Source organism: Pseudoalteromonas rubra (genome assembly GCF_000238295.3).
Taxonomy (GTDB): Bacteria; Pseudomonadota; Gammaproteobacteria; order Enterobacterales; family Alteromonadaceae; genus Pseudoalteromonas; species Pseudoalteromonas rubra.
The window spans coordinates 1,329,537-1,350,015 of sequence record NZ_AHCD03000044.1; the positions used below are offsets into that span (position 1 = coordinate 1,329,537).

At 45.3% G+C, this 20,479-nt stretch carries 17 protein-coding genes; 12 read left to right on the forward strand and 5 right to left on the reverse strand.

Going from position 1 to position 20,479, the window contains the following annotated elements; translation table 11 throughout:
- Positions 1–47 precede the first annotated feature (47 nt).
- The 3 genes from PRUB_RS26160 to PRUB_RS26170 are packed head-to-tail and all read left to right on the forward strand — an operon-like array spanning position 48 to position 2,442.
- Positions 48–845, forward strand: coding sequence for a substrate-binding periplasmic protein (locus tag PRUB_RS26160; RefSeq protein WP_010381262.1), 798 nt, complete (start codon positions 48–50; stop codon positions 843–845).
- A gap of 24 nt (positions 846–869) precedes the next feature.
- A complete protein-coding gene (locus PRUB_RS26165) occupies positions 870–1,271 on the forward strand; it encodes a hypothetical protein (protein WP_198452409.1) in 402 nt (133 codons plus the stop codon).
- Positions 1,272–1,275: 4 nt separating this feature from the next.
- Positions 1,276–2,442, forward strand: a complete 1,167-nt coding sequence (locus PRUB_RS26170; RefSeq protein ID WP_010381267.1) for an anhydro-N-acetylmuramic acid kinase — start codon at positions 1,276–1,278, stop codon at positions 2,440–2,442.
- On the opposite strand, the gene PRUB_RS26175 is transcribed toward PRUB_RS26170, so the two are convergent.
- Together PRUB_RS26175 and PRUB_RS26180 are read right to left on the reverse strand one after the other, a co-directional pair.
- On the reverse strand, positions 2,407–2,931 hold the full coding sequence (locus tag PRUB_RS26175; protein ID WP_010381269.1) for a hypothetical protein: 525 nt from the start codon (positions 2,929–2,931) through the stop codon (positions 2,407–2,409). The two genes, PRUB_RS26170 and PRUB_RS26175, sit on opposite strands and share 36 nt — an antisense overlap.
- Positions 2,932–3,054: 123 nt before the next feature.
- Positions 3,055–4,194, reverse strand: coding sequence for a Na/Pi symporter (locus PRUB_RS26180; RefSeq protein ID WP_010381270.1), 1,140 nt, complete (start codon positions 4,192–4,194; stop codon positions 3,055–3,057).
- 333 nt (positions 4,195–4,527) lie between these two features.
- On the opposite strand from PRUB_RS26180, the gene PRUB_RS26185 reads away from it, so the two are divergent.
- The 3 genes from PRUB_RS26185 (at position 4,528) to PRUB_RS26195 (ending at position 8,961) form a co-directional block, all read left to right on the forward strand.
- Entirely contained in the window at positions 4,528–6,492 is a 1,965-nt protein-coding gene (locus PRUB_RS26185) for a sensor histidine kinase (protein WP_010381273.1), read from the forward strand.
- A 70-nt stretch (positions 6,493–6,562) separates the two neighbouring features.
- Positions 6,563–8,365, forward strand: coding sequence for a DUF885 domain-containing protein (locus PRUB_RS26190; RefSeq protein ID WP_010381275.1), 1,803 nt, complete (start codon positions 6,563–6,565; stop codon positions 8,363–8,365).
- Positions 8,366–8,454: 89 nt separating this feature from the next.
- Positions 8,455–8,961, forward strand: coding sequence for a YcgN family cysteine cluster protein (locus PRUB_RS26195; RefSeq protein WP_010381277.1), 507 nt, complete (start codon positions 8,455–8,457; stop codon positions 8,959–8,961).
- 19 nt (positions 8,962–8,980) lie between these two features.
- Here the strand turns inward: PRUB_RS26195 and PRUB_RS26200 are convergent, their stop codons facing one another.
- Positions 8,981–10,066 (reverse strand): MBL fold metallo-hydrolase, encoded by a 1,086-nt coding sequence (locus PRUB_RS26200; protein ID WP_010381282.1) that lies wholly within the window; start codon positions 10,064–10,066, stop codon positions 8,981–8,983.
- 134 nt (positions 10,067–10,200) lie between these two features.
- Between PRUB_RS26200 and PRUB_RS26205 the strand changes: the two genes are divergently transcribed.
- A complete protein-coding gene (locus PRUB_RS26205) occupies positions 10,201–10,467 on the forward strand; it encodes a hypothetical protein (protein WP_010381284.1) in 267 nt (88 codons plus the stop codon).
- Positions 10,468–10,532: 65 nt separating this feature from the next.
- Here PRUB_RS26205 and PRUB_RS26210 read toward each other — a convergent pair whose 3' ends face one another.
- Complete coding sequence (locus PRUB_RS26210; RefSeq protein ID WP_010381285.1) at positions 10,533–11,483, reverse strand: carbohydrate kinase family protein; 951 nt, start codon at positions 11,481–11,483, stop codon at positions 10,533–10,535.
- Entirely contained in the window at positions 11,480–12,673 is a 1,194-nt protein-coding gene (locus PRUB_RS26215; RefSeq protein ID WP_021032826.1) for an AGE family epimerase/isomerase, read from the reverse strand. The genes PRUB_RS26210 and PRUB_RS26215 overlap by 4 nt, the downstream gene beginning before the upstream one ends.
- A gap of 170 nt (positions 12,674–12,843) precedes the next feature.
- Between PRUB_RS26215 and PRUB_RS26220 the strand changes: the two genes are divergently transcribed.
- The 5 genes from PRUB_RS26220 (at position 12,844) to PRUB_RS26240 (ending at position 20,461) form a co-directional block, all read left to right on the forward strand.
- The gene (locus tag PRUB_RS26220; protein WP_010381287.1) at positions 12,844–14,115 is read left to right on the forward strand and encodes a sugar MFS transporter; all 1,272 of its coding nucleotides are present in this window, start codon (positions 12,844–12,846) and stop codon (positions 14,113–14,115) included.
- A 189-nt stretch (positions 14,116–14,304) separates the two neighbouring features.
- Positions 14,305–16,656, forward strand: coding sequence for a GH92 family glycosyl hydrolase (locus tag PRUB_RS26225; RefSeq protein WP_010381288.1), 2,352 nt, complete (start codon positions 14,305–14,307; stop codon positions 16,654–16,656).
- The gene (locus PRUB_RS26230) at positions 16,656–17,408 is read left to right on the forward strand and encodes a basic secretory protein-like protein (protein ID WP_010381289.1); all 753 of its coding nucleotides are present in this window, start codon (positions 16,656–16,658) and stop codon (positions 17,406–17,408) included. Before PRUB_RS26225 ends, PRUB_RS26230 begins: the two co-directional genes overlap by 1 nt.
- Before the next feature lie 223 nt (positions 17,409–17,631).
- Positions 17,632–19,521: a methyl-accepting chemotaxis protein gene (locus PRUB_RS26235; RefSeq protein ID WP_010381290.1), complete on the forward strand. Its 1,890-nt coding sequence runs from the start codon at positions 17,632–17,634 to the stop codon at positions 19,519–19,521.
- 187 nt (positions 19,522–19,708) lie between these two features.
- Positions 19,709–20,461 carry a DUF3450 domain-containing protein gene (locus PRUB_RS26240; protein ID WP_010381292.1) on the forward strand — a complete coding sequence of 251 codons (753 nt, stop codon included), beginning with the start codon at positions 19,709–19,711 and terminating at the stop codon, positions 20,459–20,461.
- The last annotated feature ends 18 nt before the right edge of the window (positions 20,462–20,479 follow it).

The window sequence follows — 20,479 nt, forward strand, 5'->3', positions numbered from 1 at the left end:
CCAGATATCCTTCATAATCTAGCTAATATTAATGATAGTTAGACATTGTGCATTTAATTTTTCTCTTGTTTTTCCTGCCCGTCGTTGCTTTAGCCAGTGAGCAATGCGATACACGTTATAAGGTTGGTGTTGGTACCAGTTGGCCACCCTATGTGATGTATCGCGACACAGTGCCTTATGGCTTGGATGTAGATATCACCCGCAGGGTGTTTAGTAAAGCCAAGTTGTGCATCGATTTTGTACAGTTACCGTCATCCGCCCGGGGGATCACTGAGTTATCCAAGGGATTTATTGATATCTTGCCTTCTGCCAGTTTCAATACGCAAAGAGCTGAGCTGGCGTTTTTTAGTCAGGCATACCGTCGTGAGAGAATGCGTTTATTTACGCGCAAGGAACGGGTAAAAGAAGTGAGAAGTTTGACTGAACTATTCGCCTCAGAGCACACCTTTGTGTCCAACCCCGGTGCATACTATGGTAAAGAGCTCGAACAAATTCTAAAAATTGCCTGGTACAGAGAGCGGTTGCTAGAAGTCCCTAGCATCAGCCAGCGCATGCAATTGGTCAATCGTAAACGCGTCGACTTTTTGATAGAAGATGAATTTTCAGGTTTTTACTACATCGAGAAGCTCGGTTTTGAGCAGATGCGAATACATCCTTATGTGGTAAACGACAACGCGATTCATTTTATGTTAAGTCGAAAATCATTTAATAAGCAGCAAATAGATGAAATTAATGCCGCTATCGATGCCCTGAAAGACGAGATAGCCGATTTAATTGGTCAATATGGCATAAATACAGAAGCTCGACCAAAAAGTGCGAGCCTTGAGACATTTTACGGAGTGTGATGTATGCGCAAAGCTGGCTTGATAATGAGTTTAATGATGCTGGTTTCGGTTTCTGCTGTTGCCGATGATCTTAAGCCCTATCGTTTTGATAGCATGCAAATGAACCTTGGCGCTTTATTTTTTGACCGTGCAGATCGCATGAAACCAGCAAAAAGTGACTTTAAGGTCAACCGCAGTGTTGCAATGTCGAATGACGATGGACACCGCGCTGTGATACTCAGCCTTGAAAACCTTTCGTCCGGCAGACGTATCCTTGAACCTGAGCAGCTTATGGTGATTTATGCCGATGGAACAGCATTGCGCGTTAACGCGTTACCGGAAAAAATTTTGCTCGAGGGCTATGAAAAACGCAATTTCACACTGGAATTGGGCGTCAATGATTATCCCGTTGTGGCAGTAGTTGCAGCCAATAACGAAGGATATTAGTGCAATGGGACTTAAACAAATTCGTCAGCTCCACGCAATCTCAAACAAACCTGTCCGTAGAATTCTGGGGTTGATGAGCGGCACGTCTCTCGATGGGCTGGATCTGGCCTTGTGTGAGGTGACTGGCTCAGGCACAGAAACACAATGTAAGTTGCTAAAATTTAAAACCTGCGCCTACGACAGCGAATTTAAAACCAAGGTGAGAGCAGTTTTTGCCAAAGAGACCATTAACCTCGAATACCTCACCTTACTTAACCCATGGATTGGGCAATACCACGCAAAATTAATCAATCAAACTTTGTCACAGTGGCAAGTCGACAGGTCAGGCATAGACTTGATAGCCAGCCATGGCCAGACTATATTTCACTGCCCTCATCATCAGCATATGCATGTCGATTTCGGTGACGGGACACTGCAGCTAGGGGACGGAGATCAGGTTGCAACACATACTCAGATAATCACCGTTTCGGATTTCAGACAAAAGCACATTGCAAAGGGAGGCGAGGGCGCGCCACTGGCACAGTACGGCGACTACCTGTTATATCAGAGCACACAGGTGCATCGTATTTTGTTAAACCTTGGTGGGATTGCAAACTTCACTGTGTTACCACGTAATGGCCGGGTTGAAGATGTGCAATGTTCAGACATCGGGCCGGGCAATACGCTTATGGATGCATTTTGTCAGCGTTATTTTGATGTGCCTTTCGATGAAGGTGGACGGTTAGCCACAAAGGGAGAAGTCTGCGAAAGTTTGCTCGATTTGCTAAAAACCATACCTTTTTTTCATTTCGACACGCCAAAGACAACCGGACCTGAAGTGTTTAATCTTACCGTGTTGGAAGAAATGCGGGCCAAATGCCCTGAGTTACCGTCTTCTTATGACGTGCTTGCTACACTGAATGAGTTAACTGTCTGGTGTGTGCTGGAACATATACAGCGTCTTAAGTTGGATGGTTCCGTGCAATTGATAGTCAGTGGTGGCGGTGCGCACAACACATTTTTGGTCAGTAAGATTGGGTCTGGACTGCCAGACGATTATGAGGTGTCTGAGCTGTCGCAAGATGGCGTGTGTGTTGATTCTAAAGAAGCGGCATTATTTGCGGTCCTGGCTAATGAATGCGTGGCTGGTGGTGGATCATTTTCGTTCGGTAAGATAAGCCTGCCTGGTTGAGCCTAGCAGGTTATTAAATTCTGTACGCAGATATTGGGTGACAGCCTGAAACAATCCACCGGCATGCCTTGCGTTTTTGGCCGTAACCAGAGCTTGATTTTCATTCGGGTGTATTTCACGCGGTAGGTACGCCATGTAATCCATGCTGTTTTTTACGCGTTGTTTGTAACCCAGTAAACTCAATTGCAGATTATACGAGCCACTTTTTCCAGCTCCGCTCAGGCGTACTTCAATGGTACCGATCATAATATCTTTTTCTTTGAGCTTTGCCATGCCTACAAAGTCAACATCACGATTGTCCTGGTGATTTGCCGTAATACGGATTTGATTACCTGACACTGCGTCCTGTGGTAGCTGACACGTCACGACCAATTGGTCCTGCTCGATGTAAAACTCAAGTTGATCGAATGGTGAGCCTTGCTCAAGGAAAAACAGCTGCTGGGCCTGGTCCTGTATATCAAAAGTCAAAGACCGTTTACGTGTATTCATGATTCTGCCGAAAGATTAAACCGATGTCATTATGCCGGGGTTATATGTCAAAATTATTAAAAAAGGGCTCATGAATGAGCCCTTTTTACGAGTAAGGAATTACTCGTTGTTTTGTATGCCAGATTATTTGATTGCAAGCATCAACAGGCCAGGCAATACAAAGAAGGAACCTAGTACATAACCAAATGCCGCAGATTTATTACGTGTTCCAATGCGTGCCAGTTTCTCGGCCAGTTGCAGCGGGATTTCACGAAGCAGTGGCAAGCCGTATATCAGGCCAACAGCGAATACGTTAAACATAACGTGTACCAATGCAATTGTCAGTGCAACTTCTGCATTAGGACCGGTGATAGACGTTGCAGCAAGTAATGCTGTGATAGTTGTACCAATGTTCGCACCCAATGTGAATGGATAGATTTGACGCGTGTTGAATACACCGCTGCCTGCCAGAGGGATCATCAGGCTAGTTGTCGTTGATGAAGACTGAACCATCACGGTTACGGCTGCACCTGAGCTGATACCAGCGATTGGGCCACGACCAATTGCACTGTGCAGAAGCTCTTTTGCGCGGCCTACAAGTGCTTTCTTAAGCAGTTTACCCAAGGTGGTTACTGCGAATAAGATCATGGCAATACCAACCACAACCATCGCAATACCTACAGCTTTACCGTCAAGGAAGCTTACTGCGTCTTTAACCAGGCCAACAGCAGGCTTTACAAGTGGTTTGATGAAGTTATAGCTCTTCAGAGATAAGTCTGCATCACCGACGAACAGATGCGACAGTGCTGCAGAGAATTTTTCCAGCAGACCAAACATGATTTCCAGCGGCAGGAAAATTGCTACTGCAAACAAGTTGAAGAAGTCATGCACTGTCGATGCGGCAAATGCACGTTGGAATTCTTCTTTATCACGGATATGGCCAATTGAAACCAGTGTATTAGTGATAGTCGTACCAATGTTAGCACCCATGATCATAGGAATGGCGATGCCTAACGGCAGACCACCTGCAACCAGACCAACAATAACTGAAGTTACGGTAGATGAAGACTGAACGAGCGCGGTGGCAAATGCACCCAGCATTAACGCGACGAACGGGTTCGTTGCGAATGCGAAGATTTCTTTAGCACCTTCTGTGCCGCCTGAAGCTAATTTAAAACCACCACTTACGGTGCCTACAGCAACTAAAACAAGATAGACCAGTAATGCAATCGCGGTCCAATTTAAGATCTTTGCAAAAAGAGAGGTTTGATTTTGTTCACTCATGATTTTACTCAGTTATGTCTGGCCAAGCTATGTGGCACTTTGATGACGTTTTTATTTCAGGGCGGATTAAAACAAAGTTATATGACAGAAATATTTCAGTGTGACTGTCATTTAACCAGGTACTCAAAGTTAAAGGCGACAGTTTGACACTTTGTCTATGAAGAATTTATAGATTTTTTTTTAAGTTTCTAATAATTGGTGCTATTTTGGATTTCGCAATAGTGTTACATTGGTTTACATTAATCGCAGGGCGATTCGCAAAATTGTCCTGACTCCACATTTCATACACGATTTAGACCTATGATAGTTACAAATGGTTACCGAGTCTTGTTCATGCGTTTTATCTTATTGCTTTTAATAGTGAGCTTTTTGTTTGCAGGTCATGCCACGAGCGCAGAACAGCAGCAGAGATTGGTCATTGACGACACGACCACTCAGCTTACTTTGAATAGCGCTACCTTCTTTTATGATTATGACAGGCAAATCAAAGTACCAGGCGATATCCCCGAGCTACTCCCGCAATTTGCTCCCCTGAACGATATTGACAAGCGACCGCAACATAAACTTTATTCTAAATGGGTGTCGCTGAAACTCGACAATCAATCAAGATCAGCGGATTGGGTACTCTCATTTGGCTTTGCCAGGTTACCAAAATTGGTGGTTTATCAGGTGGAGGCGGGGGAGCTTAAGCAGGTGCTAGCGCAGGATGAAGACGCGAGGTTTGATGAACGACCTGTCCAGGACCCACAAATGTACTTGCCATTAGACTTAAGACCGGGTCACAACGAGTTCCTGATTGAGTACCAAACGTTTGCAAATGCACCAGCTAATTTGCGTTTACACTCCAATGCTAACTATTTATCCACTTCACAACTCAGCATACTTACCAATGCCAGTCTGGCCGGTGTTGTGGCTGCCATTTTGCTCATCGTCATTGTTAACCTCGCCTTCAACCGCAATACCACCAATGTTTATTATGCTATGTGGACTTTGTTATTTTTGCTTATTGTGATTGATATGGCGGGCTTCTCATTTCAGTATTTTTGGCCCAATCATGGTTTTTTCAGTGGTCAGTTCTCGATAGCGCTGATGGCAATAGTCCCTATATTCCACTTGTTATTTGTACGTGGCTTTTTACAGCTAAAACACTATCACCCGACGCTTAATACTGTCTATGTCTGTGCGACCTGGCTTTACATCATATTAGTACCCACCGCATTGTACCTTGAAAGTGTATATTACAACTTACTTGCCAGTACATTTGTTATCCCTTTGTTTGTGTATACCTGTATTTGGAGTTTCAGACAAAAAGGGCCCGGAATGCGCACCTTCACATATAGTCTGATTAATCACCTGCTATTTCTAAATGTGTTGACCATAGTCGGGGCGAGTTATGGCAACCTGATTGATGTGTTCGAGATCACGTCCTTCATTAAAGTGGGCTATCTCATAGAAGTGCTTTTATTTACCGTAGCGCTGGCACTGCAACATAAATCACTTCAGGGACAGTTAGTCAGACATCTGGAGCAACAAGTTAATGCGCTTAACCGAACCGTTGATAGTGAAAGGCAGGTGGTGAATGAGCAGGTGAATCAGCTCAAAGCCAAAGAAGAACAACTTTTCACCGACCTGTCACATGAGTTACGTACACCGTTAACTGTGATGAAAATCCAGGTTGAGTCATTGCAATACAATATTGTTGAAAATGTCGAAGACTCTTATGCCAAATTAATGGCAAAGATCGATGAGCTTCACAAGTTTATCGATCAGTTGATGCTCGTGACGGGCGATAAAGACGTTGCAAGTATTCTCAACAAAGAAAATGTAAAAGTGGCGCACTTCATCAACGAAACCTTCCAAACCTGTATGACCTATGTGGACCCTAAAAAAGCGCGACTTGAAGTAATTAATCGACTCGACCCACACTTTACGATGCAGTTTGATAAACGATCTATTGGCAACGCCATTTTGGAAGTCGTGAAAAATGCGCTGAAGTATGGTGGTGAAGGCGTTGACATTAAAATGAGCGCACTGGTAACCGAGCAAAATCTGGTACTGAGAATCGAAGATTCAGGTATGCCATTGTCCTATGATGCGCACAGGCAGTTGTTTCAGCCTTTGTTCCGGGAAGAGGCGTCGCGCAGCTCGCTGAGTGGGGGCAAAGGCATGGGTCTGGCGGTGTGCAAAAAAATTGTCGAGTGTCATGGGGGTAAAATTGATTCGCACAATAGCCTGCTGGGCGGATTGTGTATTGAAATTATCCTGCCTACCGCAGAGACAGACATGGCTTTGGCATAGAAAATAGTTGTAATCTGCTTGATGTCTGGCAGACTGCGCTGCGATATAGACTAAGAGTAAGGTTACAGACATGATAAGAAAAACCCTGGTAGCGCTCATCGTTGGTTTTGCACTGACTGGATGTGAAGCAACATCCGTCAATGTGCAGTCTCAACAACACAGTGTTGAGCAAGCGGATGCGAATACGCAGATGATGACGCTTGCACAGACTTACTTCGATGAAAGCATTACGCTCAGCCCGTTATCAGCCACTTTTTTTGGTATGTCTGAGTACAACGATAAGTTCGAGCCACCGCTTGGACCTGATAGCCTTGCCCAATCACGTGCATTCACTGCTCGATATCTCGCACGCCTGGAAGCGCTCGACCGTAATAATTTAAGCGGCCAGGCAAAATTATCCTACGATATTCTCCATTACGAGCTGGTGCAAAACAAAGCTGCTGAACAGTTTGATGATCAGTTTATGCCCATTGACCAAATGTACGGTCCTCATCATGTATTCGCAGCCATGGGTTCTGGCGAAAGCGCGCAACCTTTTAAAACGGTTGATGACTACAGTAACTTCCTTAAACGCGCTGATGGCTTTATTATCTGGTTGCAGTCTGTTCAGGCTATGATGACCCAGGGTATTGAACGCAATGTTGTATTACCGCGTGCAATCACAATTAAAGTGATCCCTCAATTTAGAACGCATGCTGTTGATAAAGCAGAAAACTCTGTTTTCTGGGGACCAATCCAGAATTTACCTGATTCATTTTCTGATGAAGAAAAACGTCAAATTACGCAGTCTTACAAACATTACATCGAGCGTACTCTGGCACCAGCATATCGCGAGATGGTCAACTTTTTAGAAACAACTTATTTGCCCGCATCCAGAGCGTCGGTGGGTTATAGTGCGTTACCCAATGGGCAGGCCTGGTATCAGCACTATATCAAAGAAAATACCACGCTTGATATGACCGCAACCGAAATCCACCAGCTGGGTCTGAGCGAAGTGAAGCGTATTCGCAACGAGATGAGCAGTGTTAAAGAGAAAGTGGGTTTCGAGGGAGATCTTCAGGCATTTTTTGAGCATCTGCGGAACAGCGAAGAGTTCTATTTTCAGTCTGAGGCCGAGTTAATAAAGGCATATGAAGACGTGAAAAAGAAAATCGATGCACGCGTTCCTTTATTGTTCGATATTAAGCCAAAGGCTGATTATGTCGTTAAGCCTGTTGAAGCTTTCCGAGCAGCGTCCGCCCCAGGGGCATCCTATGAGAGTCCTGCTCCGGATGGCTCAAGGCCGGGTGTGTTTTATATTAATAGTCATAACCTAAAAGCACAGCCCAAGTTTATTGTTGAGACATTATCTATACACGAAGCCGCACCGGGTCACCATTTTCAATTAGCGTTACAGCAGGAAATTGATGATTTGCCAGAGTTTCGTAAATTCGGAGGCTCAACGGTGTTTGTCGAAGGCTGGGCATTGTATGCAGAAAGTCTGGGTAAAGAGCTGGGATTGTTTACCGACCCGTACCAGTGGTATGGACGATTGTCTGACGAACAGTTAAGAGCAATGAGGCTGGTGGTGGATACAGGTTTGCATGCCAAAGGTTGGACACGTGCTCAGGCTATTGATTTTATGCTTGATAATTCTTCGATGGCGAAAAGTGATGTCGAAGCAGAGGTAGAGCGTTACATCGCCTGGCCCGGGCAGGCCGTGTCTTATAAAGTAGGTCAGTTTAAGATCAGACAGCTCAGAGAGTATGCCGAGCAGCAGTTAGGTGCGAAGTTTGATATTCGCGCCTTTCATAATCAAGTCCTGATTGATGGTGCTGTTCCTATGCCTGTACTAGAAGCTAAAATTCAGCGCTGGGTCGAATCCCAGAAGTAATCCCACCGGACAGAAACAGGGCAGTTTTGCGCTGGCCTGTTTCTTCTAGTACAATTTGCGGCCCTTGAATATGTGGCAAGTTTGGCGTTATGAGTACAACTCCTTTTTGGATAGAAAAATCACTTGAAGAAATGAACCAGCAGGAGTGGGAAGCCATTTGTGATGGTTGCGGTAAGTGCTGTTTGCATTCCTTTATAGATTCTGACGAAGAAGAGGAAGAACAATTTAGTAGCACTGACGTACTTAGAGAAGGGGAAGAGCTACTTTACACTGACGTGGTGTGTCAATACAGTGATGCAAATACGTGTGCTTGTACGCGATACACAGAGCGTCAGGTATTGGTGCCTTCTTGCGTGCAGTTAACCAAAGATAACCTCAAAGACATCTTTTTTATGCCGCAATCCTGCAGTTACCGCAGGTTGCACGAAGGGCGTGGTCTGGCAAGCTGGCACCCGTTGCTTCATAATGGCTCAAAACAGGCAATGCATGACGCCGGCATTAGTATCCTGGGCAAAGCCATTAGTGAGAATGACGTAGATCTTGAAAATGACTTTGAAGATCACATCGTTACCTGGCCTGAGCGGGATACAGATTAATGCCTGTTTGTGACTTTGCCTAGAAAGTCACACTCTCTCCCTCATTGAGTATGTAGACAGGGCGCGTTGGTGCCAGTGTTTGTTTTACGTGAAGCAGACGAAACAGCGCAGAGTGGGAGGTTAAATCTCCCATTTTCCAGCTCATATTGCCATATCCCCATGGCACTACCTGCTCACAGTTAAGATCATCGGCGGCTGCCAACATGTCTTCTGGTGTCAGGTGAACATTTCTATACCAATTACCATACTCCTCATGGTGATACGACGCGATTGGCAGCAGGCAAACATCAATATCACCGTATTTTTTTTGTATGTCTTTGAAGTGAGCAGAGTAGCCAGTATCTCCGGCGTAGAACAATGTTTTGCCCTGATACTCGAATAACCAGCCACCCCACAATGTTGCGTCATTGTCTTCGGTCAGATAGGGGACGATCACCCGGCTGCTAAAATGGTGTGCAGGAACGAAGTGCATGGTGAGCGCATTTTGCTGAGCACTTGCATACCACGCCATCTCGTTAATCTTGTATCCGCCATCAGCAAAGTAATCGGCAAATCCGAGTGGGGTATAGTAGGTTGGCTGAGTCCCTAAGGCCGCTATATCTGCTTTATTGAAGTGGTCGTAATGTATATGGGAATACACAACGCCAGTTAGATTGTCCAACTCAGAGCTCGCGGGCCAGTCTGGTTCGGTGCGATAAAACCCCCCGGTTAACTTGAAACCCAGGTCAATTGGCCAATCAAACTGTTCGCTCACGGGGTCTACGAGCATTTGCTGTCCATCAGGCATAGTTAGCAAAAAGCTCGCATGGCCCAGCCATTTTACCTGAAAGCCGTAATTGCTTTCGACATTGGGTCGCTCACCTACGTAGGTACACTGTTCCATATTGTCCTGGCACTCAATAAAAGGGGTATCCGGGTAACAGGATTCTTCACAAGTATAGGGGTAGCTTTTTGGCTGTTTATAGAGATTGGTAAATCGGTCTGTATATCCTTCTGTGGTCTTATATTTGACCACCGTGTGTTCTGATTGCGTGATCTCGACCTGATTTGCGATACAGGCGCTCAGGCAGACAGTCAAAGGAAGCACTACATAGGTTTTGTTCATGAATCGGTTCTTTTCTTATTTTTTTACTGTGATACGCTTGCGCTTAGCATAGCATAATTGATCAACACTAAATCAAATGCTTAGATGTAAGCAGGTATGAATGTACCTGTGTTTTTTGTCGACGAGAGTAAAGAATGGACAGAGTTGCTCCAGAAACCTGGTATGCGGTAGGGTTATTTTTTTCGCTTATTTTGGGACCTTTCATTATCGGCTGGGGTGTTATGAAGGTATATCGTCGATACCGCCCAAAAACACCATCAATGCAGGATCAAAGTTCTGTGTCTGTGGTTGCTCAATTAAGTGCGCAGCGGGATGGCTTTTTTAAACTTTATCTGGTTGGCCTCATAATTTGTTCACCGTTTTTCTACTATGTTTATAGTGAATATCTGATCCACATTTGAAGTATCAGAGACCAGACCAGTGCATAAGAATAAAGGCGCTTCCGTGCACCCACTCTCACAAATCTTTATGTAATATCTTTATGCTCAGGCAAAGAATCGAAAGCCCCATAACGGGTCACCGCATAAGCACCACAGCGGCTGGCATATTCGACAGCTGAGTTTACGCTATTTGGGTCGCCCAGTAATGAATCGATAGGCTGATTTTGTTGCTGGCGGATGAGCGTAGCCAGTAACCCTCCTACGAATGCATCTCCAGCTGCAGTGGTGTCTACCGCTTTGACATCAGGGACATTGACAGACCCTTCAAATGAGCGTCCATAAAATCGAACCGGATTGCCACCATCTGTAACGATGAGCAGTTTTACATTTGCGGCCATAATCGCGTCGATGGTATGTGATTGTGGCAGACCCGGGTGACTTTGGGTATTTAAAAACTCGAGCTCTTCAAGTGACAGTTTCACAATATCTGCGTTGGAAATTACATGCCAGATACGCTTTGAGCAGTGTGTCAGGGATGTCCACAGGTTTTCTCTCAGATTCATGTCAAAGCTGGTGGTCATCCCCTTTGCGCGTGCCTGAGTCAATGCAGATAGGGTTGTTTTATAGATGCTGTTTTCTGTCAGGCTATTGCTACAGACATGCAGCATTGAATGGGTATCAAACATCTTTGTGTCAAAGTCATCTGCGCGAAATAGCAGATCAGCTGCTGGCGGGCGATAGAAGCTGAAGCTCCTTTCTCCTGAGCTATCCAAAGAGACAAACGCAAGGGCAGTTTTTGCTTTATCTGTGCTCATCAGGTAATCACAATTTACCTTATGATGTTGCAATTCACGTTTGATAAACTGGCCAAACATATCATCACCAACCATCCCACAGAAGCTCGCTGCAATACCCTGACGGGCAACAGCGACTGCGACATTTGCAGGCGCGCCGCCTGCATACTTAGTAAAAGATTCAGGCTCTTTACCATCAGACAGAAAATCTATCAGGGCTTCGCCAAAACATACTAAACTCATTGTTTCTCCTGCCCGAGCTGCTTAGCTCTTAGTACTTCGTAACAGGCGCCCATGGTGTGATAGTCGGTTTTACCAGCAGGACTCTTCTCGTTGCTGTACTTTTCGTTGCGACTGTCCAAAATCCTGTACCAGGCACCATGTTCATGGTCTATCATATTATCCCAGCAATACTGCCATATTTTGTCATACCACTGCCAGTAGCGGTCTTCGCCTGTAGCCTGAGCAAGCAGAGCGGCGGCAGCAAAACTTTCTGCCTGAACCCAAAAATATTTGTCAGCGTCGCAAATGCTGGTGTCTGGCGCAAAACCATAGAATATTCCGCCATGTTCTTTGTCCCAGGCTGTTTCAAGTGCGGTGTCAAACAGGTAGCGTGCACGCTCTATCATCCAGTCTTGTGGCTTGTGTCTGTACAGGATCAGCAGTAACTTGCTCCACTCGGTCTGGTGGCCTGGTTGAAACCCCCAGGGGCGGAAAAGGTGTTTGGGATTATCCAGGTTGTATTCCCAGTCTATTTGCCAGTTCTCAGAGTAGTGTTCCCAAATCAAGCCATCAGCCAGCTCGGCCTGTTGTACTGTCATCGTAAATGCCAGGGTATGAGCACGTTCGAGAAACTTGTCGTCACGAGTCGCCTCAAAACACATTAGTAGCGCTTCACACATGTGCATATTGGCATTCTGACCACGATAAGGATCTGCGATACTGAAATCACCGTTATATTCGTCCAGATACAGCTGGTAATCATTTTGGAAGTATCTTTCTTCTAACATGCACCAGACAGATTCAATGGTGTCTGCAGCTGACTCAATTCCCGCTTTAAGTGCAACGGCATTAGCAAGTAGCACAAAGGCAAGGCCGTAACAATGATTGGTGGTGTCTTCAGCCTGATTTTTATTGATGACCCAGGCATATCCACCATTTGGTTGTTTATGCACCGTCTCCAGAAAATCCAGACCGTGACGTACTTGATTTAGATAGTCAGGTTCCTGGGTCTGTAAATAGGCCATTGCATAATTGAAGACAAACCGGGTACTGGAAACCAGATGACGAGTATGTTGATTGTAAACGGTGCCATCGTCCAGAAAATAGTGGAAGAAGCCACCACTGGGGTCGATACATCGAGGGTGGTAAAAGTCCATTGTCCGGTTAATATGCTTAAGTAAGAAGTCGTCGTTTTTGAAATTTATAGACATAACCTTTCCAGTCTGTGGTTATTCGGCCTGAGTCTAGTGACTTGGCGGTACTCTCTTTGCGTCTTACTTTAGCACCAACAAAAATAAATTGGAACGGTCCAATAAAACATTTGTGATTTTTCTGTAACAGTGTGTAGAATCACTGAATCCTATAACACGGAGTATTCCAAGTGAGCGAAATCAACACTAACCAAAGTTATGTTGCCAGTGGAGATGCAAAGAACAACAACTATTTGTTACCACTGACGGCAATGACCACCTTGTTTTTTCTATGGGGATTCATAACGGTACTTAACGATGTACTGATCCCGCGTCTTAAAGCGGTGTTTGACCTGAGTTACACCGAAGCCATGCTGGTTCAGTTTTGCTTCTTTAGTGCCTATTTTATCGTCTCTTTACCTGCTGGTGCTTTCCTAAAACGGTATGGCTACAAAAATGGTGTATTAACCGGCCTTGTTGTTGCAGCGGCTGGCTGTCTCTTATTTTATCCAGCGGTTGTCGTACATGAATACTGGTTATTCCTGACAGCATTGTTTGTTTTGGCATCAGGTATTACGGTTTTACAGGTGTCTGCTAATCCGTATGTTGCAGCACTAGGTCCGGAAAAAACAGCGTCCAGTCGATTGAACTTAGCACAGGCGCTGAATTCGCTGGGAACTACGGTCGGTCCGGCTGTCGGTGGTATGCTGTTGTTTGGCGCAGGCGCTAGCATGGCGACAGATGCAAGTGCTGACTCTGTTAAAGTCCCTTATTTGATACTTGCAGGCGCCTTGTTGTTGATAGCCGCTGTATTTGCATTTCTTAAATTGCCAACAATCGAAGCACACACAGAAGAGGGTGATTGTAAGGCACGCGGTCACAAGCTGACAGAAGCCCCACATCTGGTTATGGGCGTGGCTGCAATATTTTGTTATGTTGGTGCAGAAGTTGCGATTGGCAGTTTCCTGGTTAATTATTTTGCCGAGCCTTCGATAGCTGGCATGGAAGAGCATACCGCAGCAAAATATATATCTTACTATTGGGGTGGCGCTATGGTTGGCCGCTTTATTGGCTCTGCCGCGTTGCAAAAAATTTCTCCTTCTAAAGCATTGATGTTTAACGCCATTGCAATAATTGCGCTGTTGCTGCTCACTATGTCAACCGATGGTAAACTGGCTATGTTTGCAGTACTTGCGGTGGGTTTGTTCAACTCAATCATGTTCCCGACGATTTTCTCTATTGCCATCGAAGGACTCGGGTCACTAACCAGCAAAGGTTCAGGTTGGTTGTGTCTGGCGATTGTAGGCGGCGCGCTGATTCCTCTGGCTCAGGGCTTGGTTGCAGACAGCGCTGGCATACAGATCAGCTTTGTTGTCCCTATGGTATGTTACGTATTTATTGCATGGTATGGCCTGAACGTGGTGTCTCTGTACAAACAGTGGCAGCAGAAAGTCGATAGCTAATAATCACATTTTGAAGCCGGCCTCAGTGCCGGCTTTTCACCTTTCCAACACATCATTTTTAACTTCTCACTTTTTATCTTTGCATTTATTTCTTATCCTGTTTCTATTGAATACGTATTCATTTGCGGTGTAAGATAGTGTTAATTGGAACGGTCCAAATAATAACAATTAGGTATTAAGGAGAGGTGCATGTATCGCATCGTATCAGTAGCGACTATGGCTACTTTGATATCTGTCTCATCACTGGGAATGGCAAAAGCGTCAAATACTCAGTGGGTAGACCCATTTATAGGCACCGGCGGAGACGGTCATACGTTTCCAGGTGCGGTTGTCCCCTTTGGTATGGTCCAGCTCAGCCCGGACACGGATAACCCAATGCGTGGTGTATCACCGCAGCCGGAAATTTACAAGCGTTGCGCAGGTTACCATTATGATGACACCACCATAGTTGGCTTTTCTCATACACACTTTTCCGGCACAGGCCACTCGGATCTTGGGGATTTGCTGGTTATGCCTATCAGTGGTGAGGTTAAAACTGATCCCGGGACCGCAGAAAATCCCGATGCGGGCTATCGTTCGCGGTTTTCACATGATCAGGAATGGGCAGAAGCCGGTTATTATGGGGTAGAACTGCAAGATTATAATATTAAGGCAGAGTTAACGGCCAGCCCCCGCGTTGGTATGCACCAGTACACGTTTAAAAATGGCGGCGAAGGCCATGTTCTGTTTGACCTGACCAGCGCAATTTATAATTTTGAAAATAAAGTGATTTGGAGTGATATTCGCAAGATCAATGACACCACTTTGGTTGCTTATCGGGCAACTAACGGGTGGGCGCGTAATCGCCAGATGTACTTTGCCATTGAATTTTCTCAGCCAATAGATAGCTACCGTTTCATCAATGAAGATAACATGCGTTATCGTTGTATGGATTGTCTCGGTAAGGAAAAGCACTCAACGATTGAAAACAAAGCTGTCAAAATGACTGCGGGCAAAGCGGTTAAATTCGTAGCCAGTTTTGACAATGTAGAGAGCAAACCGCTGCAAATCAAAGTGGCGTTATCTGCTGTCAGTCGCAGTAATGCACTAGTAAACCTGACGGCGGAGATCCCGCACTGGGACTTCAACAAAGTTCGCAAAGCCGCCAGTGCGCAATGGGCATCTTATTTAGATAAAGTCGACGTTGAAGGCACGCGCTCAGAAAAGCGTCAATTTTACACCGCACTTTACCACGCATTACAGGCACCCAGCCTCTATCAGGACGTCAACGGGCAATATCGCGGTGTCGATGGCGAAATCCATGATGGCAAGGATTTCGAACATTACACGCTTTATTCGCTGTGGGATACTTATCGCGCGCTTCATCCGCTGTTGACCTATATAGACCCAGACAGAGTCTCGGGTATGATCCAGTCAATGCTGGTGCACTATCAGCAAAGCTACGAAAAAATGTTGCCTATCTGGTCATTCCACGCTCACGAAACCTGGACCATGATTGGTTATCACGCAGTGTCTGTTATTGCTGATGCTTACCTTAAGGGGATCCGCGATTATGATGTTGATTTGGCAGTAGAGGCCATCATTAACACCGCAAATAACCCGGTTTACGATGCAATCCCGGAATATAAAAAGTACGGTTATGTTCCTATGGATGTATTACCCGAATCTGTTTCGATTACGCTGGAATATGCCTATGACGACTTTGCTATTGCCAGAATGTTCGAGGCAATGGGTAAAAGCGAGCAGGCTAAACACTACTATGCCCGGGCAATGAGCTACAAGAATGTGTTTGACCCACAAAGCGGCTTTATGCGCGGTCGTGATAGCCAGGGCCGCTGGGATCCTGAATTCAATGCGTTTAAAGCTAAGTACATGGGACCTTTCACGGAGGGTAACGCAATGCAGTACAGCTTTTACGTGCCGCAGGACGTCGCTGGCCTTATTGAGTTAATGGGTGGAGATGAAGCATTCACTCAACGACTGGATGAGTTGTTCGATACGCCGCTGTCACATGACATGATAAAAGAGCACGAGGACATTGCGGGCCTTATCGGGAATTATGCGCACGGCAATGAGCCTAGCCATCACATCGCTTATTTATATAACTATGCGGGCAAGCCATGGAAAACTCAGGAGCGTATCCGTCAGATTATGGATACATTGAGTTCAGACAAGCCTGACGGACTTGCTGGTAATGACGACGTTGGCCAAATGTCTGCCTGGTATATTTTCTCTGCAATGGGTTTTTATCCTGTAGCACCAGGCGATCTGGCTTACGCGATTGGTGCGCCTCAGACCCCTAAGGTCACTCTGAAGCTGGCAAACGGTAAACGATTCACAACTACAGCAGTGGGTTTGAGCGATACCAACAAGTACATTCAGTCAGTCACCCTAAATGGCAAGGCGCTGCAACGCAGTTACCTGACTCATGACGACATCATGACTGGCGGAGAGCTGAAATATGTGATGGGCGACAAACCAAATAAACAATGGGGCAAGACTGTTACAGCCAGACCGCCTTCTATGTCAGAGTATAAATAATGAAAGCGTTTAGGGTATGTCAGGTAGCCTGTGCACTATTCATGTCGGCGTCACTCTCTGCTGCTGAGATAAACACTCAGCTAAAGCCGCTTGCTTTTGATGCTGATATCGCATGGCAGCAGTTTGTGTTGCCAAATGTGACAATCAGAAACTTCAGCAAATCAAGCCCTGGGGTTTGGCAGTATGTTGATATCAGGCTGGTAAGGCAGATTTCATATAATGTAGCAAGGCTGCTCTATAAGGATATGTCTGTGGCCCCTCAGCTGCCTGAAATTGAAATCATTCTGGAAGACATGAAAGGGGTTGCGTACAAAGAGGGGGATTTTAATGGTGCGAAAATACACATCAGCGCTCAATACCTCGCGAAATTTGCCGAAGGCAAGTCGCAGCAAGCATTGTATGATGAATTGATTGGTGTGTTGTACCATGAAATAGCCCATGCTTATCAATTTGATGATAATAATTACAAAGAGATAGGCCTTGTGATAGAAGGGATTGCGGATGTGGTGCGTATGAAAGCAGGGTACGTTGATCCGGGCTTTCGTAAGCCCGGCGGTAACTTCGACTCAGGATACAAAACCACCGCGTTTTTTATTCACTGGCTTGAAGCAACCGGCTATCCTCATCTGCTGGTTGACCTGAATGGACAGCTAGACCCAAATGATGACAAAAAGTGGAGCTGGCAGACTTTCTCTGAGCATTCAGGGATCGATTTGTCGCTTAGCTGGCAGGCTTATCAATCACAGCTTTAGCATTTTTTGATAATTATTGTGTGTCCTACAAAGGTGAGAAATATCTCACCTTTTTTCGTTCCTGACGTTGACACTTGTCTAATAACCATTCAATTGAAAAATAAATCGTGAAAACAAGTGTATAATTGACTTAAGGCAGCAAAAGTTTCGCCGATAAGGTAAGACAAACTCGTTAAGATTTGGTAAAACAAATTTGTATTAGCAGAATTAAGACAGGATCCCCATGTTTAGTGCGCTTAAATTTACAACTAAAATAACACTGGCCGCTTCATTGGTGCTGGTGATCGTGCTCTCCCTTTTTACCGTGAACAACTTTATTCTGATGCGCTCACAAACGCAGGCTCAGCTGACCCTGGTATTGCAGGAAATCTCCGAGTCCGTGTCGCAAAACATTGCAAACTGGTTGAACGACAGACTGGATATTGTCAGTTCTGTTGCCAGCGGTCATCGTCGTGATGATGCAACCGCAGATATATTGCGCCGGGTACAAACCGCGCATGAAGCCGGGCACTTCAAAAATACCTTCATTGGTACACCAGACGGCCAGTTCGTCCTGAACGACACGACGGTCGTGTTACCAAGTGATTTTGATGCCACCCAAAGGCCCTGGTATAAACTCGCAGAGCGTAAAAGAGACACCGCATTTACGACCCCTTATATAGATGTAACCAGTAATGAGCTGACCATTACGGCAGTGGTGCCTATTATGAACAATGGTCGCTTCTCTGGTGTTGCCGGCGGCGACATAGATATGGCCACCATTACTGATATCGTCAATGAAATAGATTTTCTTGGTTATGGATATGGCTTTTTGCTAGACGCCGAAGGGCGGATCCTGAGCCACCCGGACACCCAGCTGAATGACAAACCAATGGTTGATTTATTCGGCACCAAATTACCGCTCACTGAAACATTCGCAGAGTTAGAAATCGATGGAAAAGAAAAGCTGGTTTCTTTTGTCGCAATGCGCGGCATCAAAAACGTAGATTGGTATTTAGGCGTAGTGATAGACAAAGAGATTGCCTACAGCTCCGTCGCTTCATTTCGCAATATGGCACTAATCTATATGCTGGTGGGCGTAGTGGTCATAGTAGTGATGTTACAACTGCTGCTCAAATATCTGATGCGACCTATGGTTCACCTGAATGAGGCAATTAAAGACATAGCCCAGGGTGAAGGTGACCTGACACGTCGGCTGGATGTAGAAAACAACGATGAATTTGGTGAACTATCGAATTATTTCAATTTGTTTGTAGACAAAATTCACGAGAGTATCTCTAAGGTCAAAGAAACCACACTGGCGCTTGAACAGGTTATGGCTGGGTTACAGTCCCAAACTCAGGGTGCCCTGGACATTTATACTGAGCAAACCAAGCGTACCGACAGTGTCGCTACTGCAATTAACCAATTGTCATCCAGTGCGGTTGAGATTTCTAATAATGCCAAGCATGCGTCTGAACTTGCCACTGAAGCAAACAGCCTGTCGAGTCAGGGGCAGGTTGCATTAAATGCCAATATTGAAGAAATTGGTTCTCTCAGCGCTAAAATGCAAAAAGCACAATCAACAATTGATGGTCTGGATAAACTGACCGCAAGCATAGGTCAGGTGTTAGAAGTCATCAAAGGGGTTAGTGAGCAAACTAACCTGCTGGCACTCAATGCAGCGATAGAAGCGGCACGTGCGGGTGAGGCCGGTCGGGGCTTTGCCGTGGTTGCAGACGAAGTCAGACAGCTTGCACAGCGCACTCAGGAGTCGACACAGGAAATTGAAAATACCATTGGTGAGCTGCAACAGGGCTCAGCATCGGCCGTTGCCGTGATGAAATCAAGTATTGATGATTCCAGTAACAGTGCAGAACAGGCCCAGTCTGCTGGAACTAAGATGCAGGAAGTTACTCACGCTATTGACTCTATTGATGGTGTGAATCATGCCGTTGCGAGCGCAACACAAGAGCAGAATGCAGTGATCCAGTCCCTTGACAGTGACATTCACGGGATAAGTGATTTATGTGTTGAGGGCAGCGACAGCCTGACAAAAACATTGCAAGAATGCCAGACGCTAAAATTGCAATTTGATGAACTCGAAAATATGCTCGCCAAATTTAAAGTATAATCCTTTTAAAGGCTGCATGATTGCAGCCTTTTTTATTTATTGCATCAAAATAAACAATTCCCTCCATGAATTATATATGACAGCTGTAACCTAACTGTATTGTTAGCGCAACATGGGTGTCATTTAGGCACATTAGACTGCACGCAATTCCAATATAGCAACAAGCAAATATTAAAAGGTGTATGCGATGAAGTGCGTTAACCACTTGCTATTAGCAGGTATGGTCGCTGTTGCGGCTAATGCTCAGGCAAATGATCTGAACAAAGTCATTGACTCAAGTTCGGCAATCAATCAGTCCGCTCTACAGTCTCAAAATAAAATCAACTCGATTGCAGACGATATGCAGTCAAGATTACAAAAATTCAGAACGCTGAATAAAGAGATCGATGGCCTGGTAGTGTATAACGGCCAACTCGATAAGCAGATAAAAAATCAATTAGAAGAAATGGCTGCTATCAATGAGTCAATGGATCAGGTATCCGTGATCGAGCGTCAAATCACCCCTCTGATGATGCGCATGATCACAGGTCTTGATCAATTCGTTTCTTTGGATGTGCCGTTTTTGAAAGAAGAGCGTGCAGAGCGTATTGCTAAGCTACAGGCAATGATGGATCGCGCAGACGTTTCTTCCAGTGAAAAGTTTCGTCGTGTTTTAGAAGCCTATCAGGTAGAAGTTGAATACGGTCGCACGATTGAAGCGTATTCAGCTCTGTTAACTGTTGATGGTCAGGAACGCGAAGTTGATATGCTGCGCATCGGACGTCTTGAACTTCTTTATGTAACGAAAGACGGCAGCAAAGCTGGTAGCTGGAACAAAGACAGCAAGTCATTCACAGCACTGCCAGACACCAATATCAGTCAAATCAACAAAGGTATCCGCATTGCACGTAAGCAACTTGCCCCGGATATGTTAACTCTGCCAATTCAGGCTGCAGAATAAGAGGTATATGATGAACTT

What these genes read in the sequence shown, in the direction of transcription:
- PRUB_RS26210 (WP_010381285.1), bottom strand. Translation starts at nt 11,483, where the DNA reads ATGAGTTTAGTATGTTTTGGCGAAGCCCTGATAGATTTTCTGTCTGAT.
- PRUB_RS26200 (WP_010381282.1), bottom strand. Translation starts at nt 10,066, where the DNA reads ATGAACAAAACCTATGTAGTGCTTCCTTTGACTGTCTGCCTGAGCGCC.
- PRUB_RS26185 (WP_010381273.1), top strand. Translation starts at nt 4,528, where the DNA reads ATGCGTTTTATCTTATTGCTTTTAATAGTGAGCTTTTTGTTTGCAGGT.
- PRUB_RS26225 (WP_010381288.1), top strand. Translation starts at nt 14,305, where the DNA reads ATGTATCGCATCGTATCAGTAGCGACTATGGCTACTTTGATATCTGTC.
- PRUB_RS26165 (WP_198452409.1), top strand. Translation starts at nt 870, where the DNA reads ATGAGTTTAATGATGCTGGTTTCGGTTTCTGCTGTTGCCGATGATCTT.
- PRUB_RS26235 (WP_010381290.1), top strand. Translation starts at nt 17,632, where the DNA reads ATGTTTAGTGCGCTTAAATTTACAACTAAAATAACACTGGCCGCTTCA.
- PRUB_RS26205 (WP_010381284.1), top strand. Translation starts at nt 10,201, where the DNA reads ATGGACAGAGTTGCTCCAGAAACCTGGTATGCGGTAGGGTTATTTTTT.
- PRUB_RS26190 (WP_010381275.1), top strand. Translation starts at nt 6,563, where the DNA reads ATGATAAGAAAAACCCTGGTAGCGCTCATCGTTGGTTTTGCACTGACT.
- PRUB_RS26230 (WP_010381289.1), top strand. Translation starts at nt 16,656, where the DNA reads ATGAAAGCGTTTAGGGTATGTCAGGTAGCCTGTGCACTATTCATGTCG.
- PRUB_RS26170 (WP_010381267.1), top strand. Translation starts at nt 1,276, where the DNA reads ATGGGACTTAAACAAATTCGTCAGCTCCACGCAATCTCAAACAAACCT.
- PRUB_RS26180 (WP_010381270.1), bottom strand. Translation starts at nt 4,194, where the DNA reads ATGAGTGAACAAAATCAAACCTCTCTTTTTGCAAAGATCTTAAATTGG.
- PRUB_RS26240 (WP_010381292.1), top strand. Translation starts at nt 19,709, where the DNA reads ATGAAGTGCGTTAACCACTTGCTATTAGCAGGTATGGTCGCTGTTGCG.
- PRUB_RS26215 (WP_021032826.1), bottom strand. Translation starts at nt 12,673, where the DNA reads ATGTCTATAAATTTCAAAAACGACGACTTCTTACTTAAGCATATTAAC.
- PRUB_RS26175 (WP_010381269.1), bottom strand. Translation starts at nt 2,931, where the DNA reads ATGAATACACGTAAACGGTCTTTGACTTTTGATATACAGGACCAGGCC.
- PRUB_RS26195 (WP_010381277.1), top strand. Translation starts at nt 8,455, where the DNA reads ATGAGTACAACTCCTTTTTGGATAGAAAAATCACTTGAAGAAATGAAC.